The sequence below is a fragment of the Lonsdalea populi genome, from assembly GCF_015999465.1.
Classification (GTDB): domain Bacteria; phylum Pseudomonadota; class Gammaproteobacteria; order Enterobacterales; family Enterobacteriaceae; genus Lonsdalea; species Lonsdalea populi.
Window position 1 is genome coordinate 3748860 of the sequence record NZ_CP065534.1, and the last position, 13916, is coordinate 3762775.

The 13916-nt window shown below is 54.2% G+C and carries 13 protein-coding genes; 6 read left to right on the forward strand and 7 right to left on the reverse strand.

Going from position 1 to position 13916, the window contains the following annotated elements; all coding sequences use genetic code 11:
* Positions 1-55 precede the first annotated feature (55 nt).
* The gene (locus I6N93_RS16640) at positions 56-1756 is read left to right on the forward strand and encodes an AsmA family protein (RefSeq protein ID WP_085686581.1); all 1701 of its coding nucleotides are present in this window, start codon (positions 56-58) and stop codon (positions 1754-1756) included.
* Between the two features lie 99 nt (positions 1757-1855).
* Here the strand turns inward: I6N93_RS16640 and fabY are convergent, their stop codons facing one another.
* The 4 genes from fabY to typA all read right to left on the reverse strand — a co-directional run bounded on the left by fabY (position 1856) and on the right by typA (position 5957).
* Complete coding sequence (gene fabY / locus I6N93_RS16645) at positions 1856-2797, reverse strand: fatty acid biosynthesis protein FabY (RefSeq protein WP_085686579.1); 942 nt, start codon at positions 2795-2797, stop codon at positions 1856-1858.
* Between the two features lie 35 nt (positions 2798-2832).
* Positions 2833-3270, reverse strand: coding sequence for a D-aminoacyl-tRNA deacylase (gene dtd / locus I6N93_RS16650; protein ID WP_085686577.1), 438 nt, complete (start codon positions 3268-3270; stop codon positions 2833-2835).
* A 47-nt stretch (positions 3271-3317) separates the two neighbouring features.
* The gene (gene yihX, locus I6N93_RS16655; RefSeq protein WP_085686575.1) at positions 3318-3929 is read right to left on the reverse strand and encodes a glucose-1-phosphatase; all 612 of its coding nucleotides are present in this window, start codon (positions 3927-3929) and stop codon (positions 3318-3320) included.
* A 204-nt stretch (positions 3930-4133) separates the two neighbouring features.
* Positions 4134-5957: a ribosome-dependent GTPase TypA gene (typA, locus tag I6N93_RS16660; protein ID WP_085686573.1), complete on the reverse strand. Its 1824-nt coding sequence runs from the start codon at positions 5955-5957 to the stop codon at positions 4134-4136.
* A gap of 371 nt (positions 5958-6328) precedes the next feature.
* Here typA and glnA point away from each other — a divergent pair, with 371 nt between their 5' ends.
* The 4 genes from glnA to I6N93_RS16680 all read left to right on the forward strand — a co-directional run bounded on the left by glnA (position 6329) and on the right by I6N93_RS16680 (position 10684).
* On the forward strand, positions 6329-7738 hold the full coding sequence (gene glnA, locus I6N93_RS16665; RefSeq protein ID WP_085686571.1) for a glutamate--ammonia ligase: 1410 nt from the start codon (positions 6329-6331) through the stop codon (positions 7736-7738).
* A gap of 204 nt (positions 7739-7942) precedes the next feature.
* Positions 7943-8992 carry a nitrogen regulation protein NR(II) gene (gene glnL, locus I6N93_RS16670; protein WP_085686569.1) on the forward strand — a complete coding sequence of 350 codons (1050 nt, stop codon included), beginning with the start codon at positions 7943-7945 and terminating at the stop codon, positions 8990-8992.
* Between the two features lie 8 nt (positions 8993-9000).
* Positions 9001-10413, forward strand: a complete 1413-nt coding sequence (glnG, locus tag I6N93_RS16675) for a nitrogen regulation protein NR(I) (protein WP_026743683.1) — start codon at positions 9001-9003, stop codon at positions 10411-10413.
* Between the two features lie 148 nt (positions 10414-10561).
* Positions 10562-10684, forward strand: a complete 123-nt coding sequence (locus I6N93_RS16680) for a YshB family small membrane protein (protein WP_139829920.1) — start codon at positions 10562-10564, stop codon at positions 10682-10684.
* Positions 10685-10767: 83 nt separating this feature from the next.
* Here the strand turns inward: I6N93_RS16680 and hemN are convergent, their stop codons facing one another.
* The gene (gene hemN / locus I6N93_RS16685) at positions 10768-12141 is read right to left on the reverse strand and encodes an oxygen-independent coproporphyrinogen III oxidase (protein ID WP_085686567.1); all 1374 of its coding nucleotides are present in this window, start codon (positions 12139-12141) and stop codon (positions 10768-10770) included.
* Positions 12142-12328: 187 nt separating this feature from the next.
* Entirely contained in the window at positions 12329-12862 is a 534-nt protein-coding gene (gene yihI / locus I6N93_RS16690) for a Der GTPase-activating protein YihI (protein ID WP_085686565.1), read from the reverse strand.
* A gap of 214 nt (positions 12863-13076) precedes the next feature.
* Between yihI and yihA the strand changes: the two genes are divergently transcribed.
* Positions 13077-13715, forward strand: a complete 639-nt coding sequence (yihA, locus tag I6N93_RS16695) for a ribosome biogenesis GTP-binding protein YihA/YsxC (protein WP_085686564.1) — start codon at positions 13077-13079, stop codon at positions 13713-13715.
* Positions 13716-13827: 112 nt separating this feature from the next.
* Here the strand turns inward: yihA and I6N93_RS17510 are convergent, their stop codons facing one another.
* The gene (locus tag I6N93_RS17510) at positions 13828-13875 is read right to left on the reverse strand and encodes a spot 42 RNA, inhibition of DNA synthesis (RefSeq protein ID WP_071892919.1); all 48 of its coding nucleotides are present in this window, start codon (positions 13873-13875) and stop codon (positions 13828-13830) included.
* Between the last annotated feature and the right edge of the window lie 41 nt (positions 13876-13916).

The following is a 13916-nucleotide window of genomic DNA, read 5'->3' on the forward strand; positions in this document are numbered from 1 at the left end:
TGCAGACATTGCGGCATAACATTTCTATCCTCGACGACAGGCACGGACTGATACGATGAAATTTATCGGGAAACCCCTTATCGCACTGCTGTTACTCATCCTATTAGCTATGGCGGCGCTCTACGTCACGATACAGAGCGGATGGGGAGCCGACTGGGTCGGCAGGTGGGTCAGCCAGCATACCGAATACAGGCTATCGCTCAAACAAGCGTCTCACGACTGGTCGTCGCCCGGCCATATTCAGTTGACGGACGTCACTTTCGGCCGTGAAAACCAACCGCCGACGCTGGTCGCCAAACGGGTATCCCTCGGGCTTAGCGTCCGCCAAATCACCACGCCCTCTCATTTCGCCAGCCTGCGGCTGGAAGGCGGGACGCTCAATCTGAGTCAAACCGGTTACGCTTTGCCTTTTAAAGCTGACGTGTTGCAGCTCAAGGACATGGCGCTACAGCTGCACGACGGCGACTGGCGGCTGAACGGGCAGAAGGTCAACGGCGGCATCACGCCGTGGGAACCGCAGTCCGATCATCTGCTGGGAAACAATGCGCGTTTCCAGTTCAGCGCCCGCTCGCTGACGCTTAATGATATCCCCGCCAGTCAGGTGTTGGTTGAAGGCACATTCGACAATCGGCGCCTGACGCTGAGCAACTTCGGCGCCAATGTCGCCCGGGGGGATCTGACCGGCAGCGCGCAGCGCGCGGATGATGGCAGTTGGCAGATTAATCGACTCAGATTGAGTAACGTGAGGCTGCAAACTGCGCGTTCCCTCTCTGATTTTTGGCGGCCCGCCGCAACGCTGTCCGCCGTCAGCGTTGACCGTTTCGATCTGATAGACGCACGCATCGAAGGGCCGGGCTGGGCCGCCAGCGATCTTGACGCCACACTGCAACACGTCACATTCCGACAGGATAACTGGCAGAGTGAGGACGGCTCGCTCTCGTTCAACGCCACCGATCTTATCAACGGCGACCTGCATCTGATCGACCCGATTATCAATCTGGACCTGTCGGCTCAGGGGATCGCCATCCGCCAGTTCTCGGCCCGTTGGGAGAGAGGGCTGCTGCGGGCCAGCGGCAACTGGCTGCGCGGCGACCACCGGCTGACGCTGGATGAGCTGGTTATCGCGGGAATGGAATACACCCTGCCGGGAGACTGGCGTCAACGCTGGCAGCAGACGCTGCCTTCGTGGCTGGAAGAAGTCTCCGTCAAAAAATTTACCGCCAACCGTAACCTGCTGATCGATATCAACCCGGACTTCCCATTCCAGTTAACCGCACTTGATGGCTATGGCAGCGACCTGATGCTGGCCCGCCAGCATCAGTGGGGAATTTGGCAGGGCTCGCTAAACCTGAACGCCAGCGATGCCACTTTCAATAAAGTGGATATTCGACGCCCGTCGCTGGCGTTGACGGCCGACAACAATCGGATCACTTTTACCGATCTGAGCGCCTTCACGCAGGGTGGTCTGTTGGAAGCAAAAGCGATTATCGATCAGAACACTGCGCGTGAATTTATGCTGGATTTGAACGGCAAATCGACGACATTCGACGCATTGCTTCGCTGGGGCTGGCCGATGCCGACTCGCATGCCATCGGGGAATATCAATTTTCAGTTAAAACTGAAAGGCCAGATGGCGAATGCCGCGCCGCTGAAACCCACCCTAAACGGCGTTTTGCAGGGGACTGACAGCGCTGGGCAACCGGTTTATCAACAGTTGAATCAGGGTATCCTGCAGGAAGGGACGCCGGCGCCCTAAGGCGAATGGGCGATACCAAGAAGGAGGCCGGACTCATCATCCGGCCTTCTGTTATTCGTAGAGAGCCATTCCCAGAACCGTCAATATCTGCGCCTTATATCAGCCACTCGATAACCCCGTGGGCTCCGGAGGAGCATCCGGCGTCGGCGGTAAAACCATGTACACACCTTCAAATAATGCGCCTTTTTGCCCTTCACCGAATAATTCGACGTTCAGATGCACCCTTGCCCGACGGCCGCGAGCCAACTTGTCTAAATCTCCGCTCAGCGACCCAAGGTTCGCCACCGCGATGGGGCGGCCAGTGATTGGCGAGCTGTAACGAATATGCGCATCCGCCAGAACGATGGCGCCGCCCAGTTGACGCTCCCGCAGCAGTAGCCAAATAAGCCCCCAGCCGGTCAAGGTCGCCAGCGAAAACAAGCTGCCGGCGAAGATGGAGTGATGGGGGTTCTGATTGACGGTTTCCGGCATCGTGGTGATGAATTTCTTGCCGGTGTACTGGCTAATTCGTACACCCATCTTTTCACTCAGCGGAATGTGATCGTGCCAGGCTTGCTGTAGCTGACCACACCAGTCTGGGCGATGCAAAATATCATCCAGAGTCGCCACGGGTTTAATCATCAGGAAATGCCGAATTGGCGTCGTCTGCGGCGTCGTGATCTCGCCCTGGTCCACAAATCCCAGTTTGGCAAAAAAGGCCTTCGCCTCTTCGCGGGCGCTACACACCACGCGCTTGGCTCCCTCCTGACGCGCCACCGACTCCAGCGCCATCGCCAGCAAGGTGCCCAACCCTTTACGTCTTACATTAGGGTGGACCGCCAGAAAACGGATAGAGGCTTCGTTGTCAGCGTTGATGTAGAGCCGCCCCACAGCGACCAAACGCCCATGAACGTCGACCACGGTCTGATGATGCGCTAGCGAGTCATAAGCGTCGCGCTCGGATCCTAATGGCTGTTTCAACGGCTTACGCAGCATCTCCCAGCGAAACTGGTAGTAGGCGTCCAGCTCTTTGGCGCTTTCCGGCACTCTCAAGTGATACATAAACGGCCTCAGTTAACCAAGAGAAGCATTGCGGTCTATGCCTGTAACCAGAAGGTCACAGGGCCATCGTTGACCAATTCAACCTGCATATCGGCGGCAAAACGACCGGTTTCAGTGACGATGCCCTGTTCCCGGCATTGACCGACAAAACAGCGATACAATCGTTCGGCTTCGGCAGGCGCCGCCCCTCGAGAAAAACTGGGACGCATCCCCCTTTTTGTGTCGGCCGCCAGCGTAAACTGCGACACCACCAGCAGGCTGCCGCCCGCCTGACGCACATTCAGGTTCATCTTATCCTGCTCATCGCCGAAAATTCGGTACCCGATCACCCGTTCGCATAACCGCACGGCGTTCTTTTGGTCATCGCCCTGCTCAATGCCCAGCAATACAAGCAACCCTGCGTCGATTTTCCCGATGATTTCGTTGTCCACGGTGACGCTGGCTTTAGAGACGCGCTGAATTAACCCAATCATAAAAACGATGCTGCTCCTGTCTGATACCGAATGGAAACTGCCTGACGCTATTCACTCACCGTGGCGGAATAAGAAGAAAAGAAGTCCGTCAGAACCTGACGATCGTTGACCTGAATAGCATGGATGCCCAACGCGGATGCAGCGGTGATATTGTCCGCATTGTCATCGAAAAAGATGGCGTCTTGAGCGCGGTATCCTTCCTGTTGCAACACGTATTCGTAGATGGCCGCCTCGGGTTTACGTATGCCAAGCTCTTGCGACAGATACAAATGGTCGGCCGCCTGTTCTATCTCGGGATAAAGCAAAGACCACTGCTGATGATGCAGGCGGTTGGTGTTCGAGAGCACCACAACACGCTGCCCGTCGCGCCGTAGCTGCTGCATGATATCCAGCACTTCAGGGCGTACCCCGATAAAGATTGATTCCCAGCCTGCGGCAAACTGCTCAAAGCTGAGGGCAATCCCCATTTCGTGGCACAGCTCAGAGGCGAATGCCTCATCATCGATCTCGCCGCGCTCGTGCTGTTCAAACGCGTGCCCCATAACGAAGCGTTCGCTCAGGCTAGCCAGGGGGACACCGCTAAGGTTGCTCCATACTCCCAGCACCCGTTTGAAATCGATATCAATGACGACGTTGCCCAAATCAAAGATATACAACATAGGTCCTCCTGATGAGTGAATAGGTTTTCACTGTAACGGTAAAAGGGAGAACTGAACAGAGAAGATCGGAGGCCGAATACACCGCTTTCAGGTGTGTTCTCGATTCGAGAAATTAGGATAACCGAAGGAAAATAAAAGAAAAAAGCCAGTCAGCTTTCGCTGGCTGGCTTTAGTGAAACAAGACCGTCGTTACAGAAAAGACACTTAGTCTTCTTTGCTTGAGCGACCGGCGCGGCGACGGTCGTTTTCAGTCAGGTGACGTTTACGCAGACGAACAGACGTCGGCGTCACTTCAACCAGTTCGTCGTCATCGATAAACTCCAGAGCCTGCTCCAGCGTCATCTTGACTGGCGGTACCAGCGTCGTGGCTTCATCCGTACCGGAGGCACGCATGTTGGTCAGTTTCTTACCGGTCAGGCAGTTCACCGTCAGATCGTTAGAACGTGAGTGAATACCGATGATTTGGCCTTCATAAACTTCGGCACCGTGACCCAGGAACAACTTACCACGATCCTGCAGACCATACAGAGCAAACGCGACCGCTTTACCCTGACCGTTAGAGATCAGTACGCCGTTCTGACGCTGACCGATATCGCCCGGACGCACATCATCGTAGTGGCTGAACGTGGAGTACAGCAGACCAGTACCAGACGTCATGGTCATGAACTCGGTACGGAAACCGATCAGACCGCGGCTAGGGATAACGTAGTCGAGACGAATACGGCCCTTGCCATCTGGAACCATGTCTTTAACGTCGCCTTTACGCTCGCCCATCGCCTGCATGACGGAGCCCTGATGCTGTTCTTCGATATCCAGCGTCACGTTTTCGAACGGTTCTTGGTTGCGACCATCAATCACGCGGTTGATAACCTTCGGACGTGAAACGGCCATTTCGAAGCCTTCACGACGCATGTTTTCAATCAGAACGGACAGGTGAAGCTCACCACGACCGGATACGCGGAAAGCATCCGCATCTTCAGTCTCTTCAACGCGCAGCGCAACGTTGTGGATCAGTTCTTTGTTCAACCGCTCAAGGATCTGACGCGACGTCACGAACTTACCTTCTTTACCGCAGAAAGGAGACGTGTTGACGCAGAAGAACATGGTCACGGTCGGTTCGTCGACGCTTAGCGCAGGCAGCGCTTCAACGTTCGTCGGATCGCAAATGGTATCGGAAATGTTCAGCTCGCCCAGCCCCGTGATAGCGATAATGTCGCCCGCTTCCGCCAGCGTAGATTCGATACGCTCCAAACCCATGTGGCCCAGGACTTTACCGACTTTACCGTTGCGCGTTTTGCCTTCGCTGTCGATAACAGTCACCTGCTGATTGGGCTTAACAGTGCCACGTTTGATACGGCCGATACCGATAACACCGACGTAGTTGTTGTAGTCCAACTGAGAGATTTGCATCTGCAGCGGGCCGTCACGGTCAACTTTCGGCGCTTCGACGTGTTCGATGATCGCTTCAAACAGCGGCGTCATGTCGCTGGCCATATCGGAGTGATCCAGACCCGCGATACCGTTTAACGCAGAAGCGTAGACGATCGGAAAGTCCAGTTGCTCGTCAGTGGCATCCAGGTTTACGAACAAGTCGAACACCTGATCGACAACCCAGTCAGGGCGTGCGCCCGGGCGGTCGACCTTGTTGATGACCACGATCGGCTTCAGACCATTGGCAAATGCTTTTTTGGTCACGAAACGGGTCTGCGGCATCGGGCCATCCATTGCATCAACGACCAGTAGTACCGAGTCGACCATCGACATAACACGTTCTACCTCACCGCCGAAGTCGGCGTGCCCTGGGGTATCAACGATGTTGATGCGGTAGTCTTTCCAATTGATGGCGGTATTTTTAGCGAGGATGGTGATCCCACGCTCTTTCTCCAAATCGTTGGAGTCCATAACACGTTCGGTGGCTTCACTACGTTCATCAAACGTACCGGACTGTTGTAGCAGCTTGTCGACCAGGGTGGTTTTCCCATGGTCAACGTGCGCAATAATAGCGATGTTACGCAAATTTTCGATCACAGCTTTGCCTCAGGCATTTAGAAATAGCGCGCTATTGTACACGGATTAATCGAGGGACTAAACAGGATCACAAACATCTCTTGCAAACAACCTCACCTCGAGGAGGTTGTGATCCCTTTCACGGTGCAATTGCGCTACAAACACATTGAAGAGCACCAATCTGGTGCTAACAATGCAAAATAAAGCACTATCTTGGTGCGGGTTACTATATTGGTGCAGCCGAAGTCCACTTAGAAAACCACAGAATAGGCTCTCAGGCACAAATACTAAAGTTGGCACAGATTTAGCTATAGTTTACGGACGGTCACAACAACATTCCACAATGATATTCGTTCCACGACGATAAATGATATAACCCGGGAGAACCAAGTATGTCAGTTGAACACGTTTTGACGCTGCTGAAAGAACATGAGGTGAAATTCGTCGACCTTCGTTTCACCGATACTAAAGGTAAAGAGCAGCACGTCACGATCCCTTCCCATCAGGTAGATTCAGATTTCTTCGAAGACGGCAAAATGTTCGATGGTTCTTCTATCGGCGGATGGAAAGGCATCAACGAATCAGACATGGTGTTAATGCCTGACGTCACGACCGCCGTTCTCGACCCGTTCTACGAAGAGTCTACGCTGATCATCCGCTGTGACGTCCTCGAGCCAGGCACCATGCAGGGCTACGACCGCGATCCGCGTTCCATCGCCAAACGCGCAGAGGACTTTCTGAGTTCTTCCGGCATTGCGGATACGGTACTGTTCGGGCCAGAACCCGAGTTCTTCCTATTTGATGACGTTCGTTTCGGCAGCAGTATCTCCGGCTCTCACGTCACCATTGATGATATCGAAGGTGCCTGGAACTCCAGCAAAGAATACGAAGGCGGCAACAAAGGCCACCGTCCATCCGTAAAAGGCGGTTACTTCCCAGTTCCGCCTGTCGACTCTTCTCAGGACATCCGTTCCACCATGTGTCTGACCATGGAGCAGATGGGTCTGGTCGTTGAAGCCCATCACCACGAAGTGGCGACAGCGGGTCAGAATGAAGTGGCAACCCGCTTTAACACCATGACCAAGAAAGCCGACGAAATCCAGATTTACAAATACGTCGTTCACAACGTCGCGCACGCTTTCGGTAAAACGGCGACATTCATGCCGAAACCGATGTTCGGCGATAACGGATCCGGTATGCACTGCCACATGTCTCTGTCCAAAGACGGCGTGAACCTGTTCTCCGGCGATAAATACGGCGGCTTGTCCGAAATGGCGCTGTACTACATCGGCGGCGTGATTAAACATGCGAAAGCCATCAACGCTCTGACCAATCCGGCGACCAACTCGTACAAACGACTAGTTCCAGGCTATGAAGCGCCGGTCATGTTGGCTTACTCCGCGCGTAACCGTTCTGCATCCATCCGAATCCCGGTGGTTGCTAGCCCGAAAGCGCGTCGTATCGAAGTTCGCTTCCCGGATCCGGCAGCCAACCCATACCTGGCTTTCACCGCGCTACTGATGGCTGGCTTAGACGGCATCATCAATAAGATCCATCCTGGCGACGCCATGGATAAGAACCTCTACGATCTGCCGCCGGAAGAAGCGAGCGAAATCCCGACCGTGGCAGGCTCGCTGGAAGAAGCGCTGAATGCGTTGAACGAAGACCGTGAGTTCCTGACCCGCGGCGGCGTGTTCACCGAAGACTCTATCGATGCTTACATCGAACTGCGTCGCGCAGAAAACGACCGCGTACGTATGACTCCGCACCCGGTAGAGTTCGAACTGTATTACAGCGTGTAAGTATTCGCGCAATGACGGCAGGCCCGAATAATAATGGTGTTGAAACTGCCGTCGCTAACAAACGTTCTTGTTTATTTTGTTGCCGTGGAAACTTTTCAGCCCATCTTCGGATGGGCTTTTTTCTCCGCGCAACATCGCACGGTTGCTAAGTCACAGTAATCAATCCAGAATGTAACGCACTAAAATAGTGCAGGAGTCTGCGTTATGGCAACAGGCACGCTGCCCGATGCTGGGCAGATCCTCAATTCTTTAATCAACAGCATCCTACTGCTGGATAAAAATCTGGCGATCCACTATTCCAACCCAGCAGCGCAACAACTTCTGGCTCAGAGCTCGCGAAAACTGTCGGGAACGCCACTGCCTGAACTGCTGGGTTATTTTTCGCTTAATATTGATCTGATGCTGGACAGTCTAAATTCCGGACAGGGATTTACGGACAATGAAGTCACCATCGTGGTCGACGGCCGAGCCCATATTATGTCGCTGACGGCGCAGCGTATTCAAAATGATTTTATTTTGTTGGAAATGGCGCCGATGGATAACCAGCGCAAACTCAGTCAGGAGCAGCTGCAACACGCGCAGCAGCTTGCGGCGAGAGATCTGGTGCGCGGGCTTGCCCATGAAATCAAAAATCCGCTGGGAGGCTTGCGCGGCGCGGCGCAACTGCTGTCCAAAGCGTTGCCGGACCCATCGCTGACGGAATACACCAAAGTCATTATCGAACAGGCGGATCGCCTGCGTAATCTGGTCGATCGCCTATTGGGGCCGCAGCAGCCGGGGCTGCATGTGACGCAAAGCATTCACCAGGTTGCTGAACGGGTTTTCCAGCTGGTTTCATTGGAAAAGGCCGATAACGTCACGCTGGTCAGAGACTACGACCCCAGCCTGCCGGAGCTGATGCACGACCCGGATCAAATTGAACAGGTCCTGTTGAACATCACCCGCAATGCGTTGCAGGCGTTGGGAGAAGAAGGCGGTTCCATCACGATCCGGACTCGCACCGCCTTCCAGCTGACGCTGCACGGCGTCCGTTATCGCCTGGTGGCGCGCATAGATATTGAGGATGACGGCCCGGGCGTTCCGGCCCATTTGCAGGATACCTTGTTTTATCCGATGGTCAGCGGACGCGAAGGCGGTACCGGACTCGGACTGTCGATAGCCCGTAATCTTATCGATCAGCACTCCGGTAAAATTGAATTTAACAGTTGGCCAGGTCACACCGAGTTTTCGGTTTATCTGCCCATTCGCCAGTGAGGTCCATGATGCAACGAGGGATAGTCTGGATTGTCGACGACGATAGCTCCATCCGCTGGGTGCTCGAACGCGCTCTCACCGGAGCCGGCTTAACGTGCGCTACGTTCGATAACGGAAATCAGGCGTTGAATGCGTTATCTACGCAAACGCCTGATGTGCTGCTTTCCGATATCCGTATGCCGGGAATGGACGGCCTGGCCCTGCTTCAGCAGATTAAACAGCGCCACCCCATGCTGCCGGTCATTATCATGACGGCGCATTCCGATCTCGATGCGGCGGTCAGCGCCTATCAGCAGGGCGCCTTCGATTATCTGCCAAAACCTTTTGATATTGATGAAGCGGTCGCGCTGGTGGAACGCGCCATCAGCCACTACATGGAGCAGCAGCAGCCGGTCCGTAATCAGCCTATCAGCGGGCCGACGACGGACATCATCGGGGAAGCGCCCGCGATGCAGGACGTATTCCGGATCATCGGACGCCTTTCGCGCTCTTCCATCAGCGTCTTGATCAACGGGGAGTCCGGTACGGGTAAGGAGCTAGTCGCGCATGCGTTGCATCGCCACAGCCCTCGCGCCAAAGCCCCTTTCATCGCGTTGAACATGGCCGCGATCCCTAAGGATTTGATCGAATCAGAACTGTTCGGCCATGAAAAAGGCGCCTTCACCGGCGCTAATCAGATCCGCCAAGGCCGCTTTGAACAGGCCGATGGCGGCACGCTGTTTCTGGATGAAATTGGCGATATGCCGTTAGATGTGCAGACTCGCCTGCTGCGTGTACTGGCGGACGGACAGTTCTACCGCGTCGGCGGCTACGCGGCGGTCAAAGTCGACGTGCGTATTATTGCCGCGACCCACCAAAATCTGGAACTGCGGGTGCAGGAAGGCAAGTTTCGCGAGGATTTATTCCACCGTCTGAACGTCATCCGCGTACATTTGCCGCCGCTGCGCGAGCGCCGGGAAGATATTCCACGCCTCGCCCGCTACTTCTTGCAAGCGACCGCCAAGGAACTGGGGGTTGAACCGAAGAACCTGCATCCTGAGACCGAAGCGGCGCTGACGCGTTTGCCGTGGCCCGGCAACGTCCGCCAGTTGGAAAATACCTGCCGTTGGTTGACTGTCATGGCCGCGGGTCAGGAGGTACTGATTCAGGATTTGCCGCCAGAGCTGTTTGAAACCACCGCGCCTGACGCCACGGTACACGTCCAACCCGACAGCTGGGCGACCCTGCTGGCGCAATGGGCTGACCGGGCGCTACGTTCCGGTCATCAAAACCTGCTGGCTGAAGCCCAGCCAGAAATGGAGAGAACACTGCTGACGACCGCGCTGCGCCATACGCAGGGGCATAAACAGGAAGCCGCTCGTCTGTTGGGCTGGGGGCGTAATACGCTCACGCGCAAGCTGAAAGAGTTGGGGATGGAGTAACGCCCGAGGGCTCTCTGGCAGGCAGAGTCGTCCCCCTGCGGGAGCAGAGGAAAAAGAAGGCCTCAGCGCAGGGATGATTGTCGTAAATTTATACTTTACATGATCATAATCAGCAGTATGATCGCTGCGCTGACAGGAGAATATAACCATGCTGGAATCACTTTTTTCGGCGTTGTCACAAGGCGCTGAAATGGGCAATGCGGTGGGACACTCCCCGCAGACAGCCATCGCAGCCGTTTTGTGTGCCGCCTTGATTAACTTTTTTAACTGATCCCGCAGGCCATCACCGTGGGTTCACGCTGGCAGGAAAGATAAAAACAGCCGCAAAGCGGCTGTTTTTATTTCTATCGGGACTTATATCACCCGTGAGAACTGGCGAGTTTGCATCTTACTGCGCAGATAAATGTCGAAACACATGCAAATATTGCGGATCAGCAAGCGCCCCTTCGGCGTCACAATCAGCTCCCGAGACGTCGCCTCAATCAGACCATCAGCCACCATCGGCTCCAGCAAGGTCAGATCCTCAGAGAAATAATCTTCGAAATCAATCTGATGTTCCGCTTCTATCGCAGCATAGCTTAGCCTGAAGTTGCAGATCAGCGTTTTAATGACATCCCGACGAATGCAATCGTCATGCGTTAATTGCACGCCGCGCCACAGCGCGTTGCCCTGGGTCTGGACCTGAGTGTAGTAGTCCTTTAAGACCTTCTGATTCTGAGCATAACTATCACCGATCATACTAATCGCGGAGACACCCATCCCCAGCAAATCAGTCTCGCCCTGCGTCGTATAGCCCTGAAAGTTTCGATGCAGTTTCCCTTCGCGCTGCGCCACCGCCAACTCATCGTCGGGGCGCGCAAAATGGTCCATGCCGATGAACTGATAACCCGAGGCGGTCAGGTCATGGATCGTCTGCTGTAAAATATCCAGCTTCTGCTCAGCGCCAGGCAAATCCGCTTCCTTTATTTTCCGCTGCGCGGCAAATAATGTCGGAAGGTGGGCGTAGTTGAACACACTTAACCGGTGCGGGCCTAACTCTGCCACGCGTTGGAGCGTATAGGCGAAACTTTCCGGCGTCTGTTTCGGCAGACCGTAAATCAAATCGATATTGGTGGAGGTGAACCCGAGCGCTTTGGCCCGTTCGATTAGGGCAAAGATAAACGTTTCGTCCTGTTCACGATTGACCAATCGCTGAACCTCTTTATTGAAATCTTGTACCCCCATGCTCAGGCGATTGAACCCTTCCTGATACAGGTGATCCACGATATCCAACTCGATTTCACGCGGGTCTATCTCCAGCGACATCTCCGCATGAGCGTCAAACGTAAACTGCTCGCGCAACAGCGCCATTAAGCGGGTGATTTGTTTTGCATTCAGGAACGTCGGGGTTCCGCCGCCCCAATGCATCTGAGTGACGATTCTTCCGGCGAACAGTGGGGCTCGCTGACGGATTTCCTGTTCAAGGACATCCAGATACTCGTCCGCCTTGTGCAGCTGACGCGTCACCAGCTTGTTGCACCCGCAGAAATAGCACAGACGATGGCAAAACGGGATGTGGATATACAGGGAAAGCGGTCTCTCGGGGTAACGAGCGACCGATTGCAGAAAAGCGGATTCATCGTAGCTTTCGGTGAATTCCAGCGCGGTAGGGTAAGACGTATAGCGGGGACCGGAGTAGTTATACTTTTGTATCAGCTCCAAATCCCAATCGATGCTCGTTCCAGACATAGTGCTGCTTACTCCTTGCGGTATCGTTTATTGCCTGACCGTCTCTGCGGTATTGGCTGCTGCCGGGAAGACAGGCTGCGTCGCAGCAATCGCGTCTTCCTGTTCGACAGACACCACAGTTTAGCCAACAGACTCAGCAAAAAACACATAACCATCAAGGTTAAAATCAGAAACACCCCTTTTAACATCAATGACCGTCTGTGGGCTGGTTGCGTTTAAGCAACTGCAGCATATCTTCCTGAGGCTTTTCCTCTTCTTCGTCGTCATCCAGCTCGATGCCCAGCAGCTCCATCAGCGCATCGATACGGTCGAGTTTCTCGTCGACCCAGGATTGATCTTTCACGGAAAGCGTCTCCCCTTTTTCAAGCAGATCGAGCAGTTCGTCCAGACGCGGATCGTTTTCCAGCATCTCCAGCTCGGCTTCCGGTGACAGCGTCGCCCGTTGTTCTAGCTCAGGCTCTGCCACGGAAACCACCGGGATTTCATCCGCCGGGGTCAGCGGGATCTTTTTCTTGCTGCCGATACGCGGATCGACAACTTTTCCCAGTCCGGAAGACGTCTTGTTATCGTTTCCGCCCTGGGCGCGGCTTCCCGCAGCCAGTCCACGACGTTTTTTCTGACGCTTACGTGCACGAGCTTCGGTATCCAATTCTTCACGGGTTTTTCTTTTGATTTTAGGTTTGGCGGCCTTACCGCCCGGCCGTTTGAAGGGCTGTTTCATGGTATCGATCTCAGATGATTAAGATTGTAGGGAATTGAGGCGGAATCTAGCAGAAAGCGCACGAATAAAAAAGCACCCAACTTCACGGAAGAAGCTTTTATTTTTTCACGATATTACGCTGATGTCGTCAAAGTGACGATACAGATAAAGACCACAGCCACGGCAAGTTACAGGTATAATCGCTGAGTAACTATTAATCCAGACAGAGACGAAAATTGTGACCCATCAATACAACTACCAGGTGACCCATTTCGTTACCAGTGCCCCGGACATTCGCCATTTGCCCGCAGATATCGGTATTGAAGTCGCCTTTGCTGGACGTTCAAACGCCGGAAAGTCCAGTGCTCTTAATACGCTAACCAATCAAAAAAGCCTGGCCAGAACCAGTAAAACCCCTGGGCGTACTCAGCTCATCAACCTGTTTGAGGTGGTCGACGGCATACGGCTGGTGGACTTGCCCGGCTACGGCTACGCGGAAGTGCCGGAAGAGATGAAGCGGACATGGCAACGCGCCTTGGGCGAATATCTGCAGAAACGTCAGTGCCTGCAGGGATTGGTGGTGCTGATGGATATCCGCCATCCGCTGAAGGATCTTGACCAGCAGATGCTGGAGTGGGCTGTTGCTGCAGAACTGCCGGTGCTGGTTTTGCTGACTAAAGCGGACAAGCTGGCTCAGGGCGCGCGCAAAGCGCAACTGAACGTGGTGCGTGAAGCCATACTGCCGCTGATGGGCGATATTCAGGTGGAGACCTTCTCGTCTCTGAAAAAGAGCGGCGTTGATAAGCTGCGCGAAAAACTGGACAGCTGGTTCAACGGCACCCCCTTCGAAGACTTCCCCGAACAGGGCGAATAATGCCTGATATCATGGGTTTAATAACCCATCGAAATTGACAGCCCCGCGTTCAGAATTTCAGCACCCCGATAAAAAACGCCCCGCTCAGAAAACCGAGCGGGGCGGCTAATATTCAGCCAAATCCGATTACGTGAAGTAAAAGGTCTGAAAGATAGAACATCTTACCTCTGTACCCTACGGCAACAACTCTACCCTATTTTT

Bases quoted from the DNA above. Each gene is read 5' to 3' on its own strand.
- fabY (WP_085686579.1), bottom strand. From the start codon at position 2,797: ATGTATCACTTGAGAGTGCCGGAAAGCGCCAAAGAGCTGGACGCCTAC.
- yihX (WP_085686575.1), bottom strand. From the start codon at position 3,929: ATGTTGTATATCTTTGATTTGGGCAACGTCGTCATTGATATCGATTTC.
- glnL (WP_085686569.1), top strand. From the start codon at position 7,943: ATGGCAACAGGCACGCTGCCCGATGCTGGGCAGATCCTCAATTCTTTA.
- glnG (WP_026743683.1), top strand. From the start codon at position 9,001: ATGCAACGAGGGATAGTCTGGATTGTCGACGACGATAGCTCCATCCGC.
- dtd (WP_085686577.1), bottom strand. From the start codon at position 3,270: ATGATTGGGTTAATTCAGCGCGTCTCTAAAGCCAGCGTCACCGTGGAC.
- yihI (WP_085686565.1), bottom strand. From the start codon at position 12,862: ATGAAACAGCCCTTCAAACGGCCGGGCGGTAAGGCCGCCAAACCTAAA.
- I6N93_RS16680 (WP_139829920.1), top strand. From the start codon at position 10,562: ATGCTGGAATCACTTTTTTCGGCGTTGTCACAAGGCGCTGAAATGGGC.
- glnA (WP_085686571.1), top strand. From the start codon at position 6,329: ATGTCAGTTGAACACGTTTTGACGCTGCTGAAAGAACATGAGGTGAAA.
- hemN (WP_085686567.1), bottom strand. From the start codon at position 12,141: ATGTCTGGAACGAGCATCGATTGGGATTTGGAGCTGATACAAAAGTAT.
- I6N93_RS16640 (WP_085686581.1), top strand. From the start codon at position 56: ATGAAATTTATCGGGAAACCCCTTATCGCACTGCTGTTACTCATCCTA.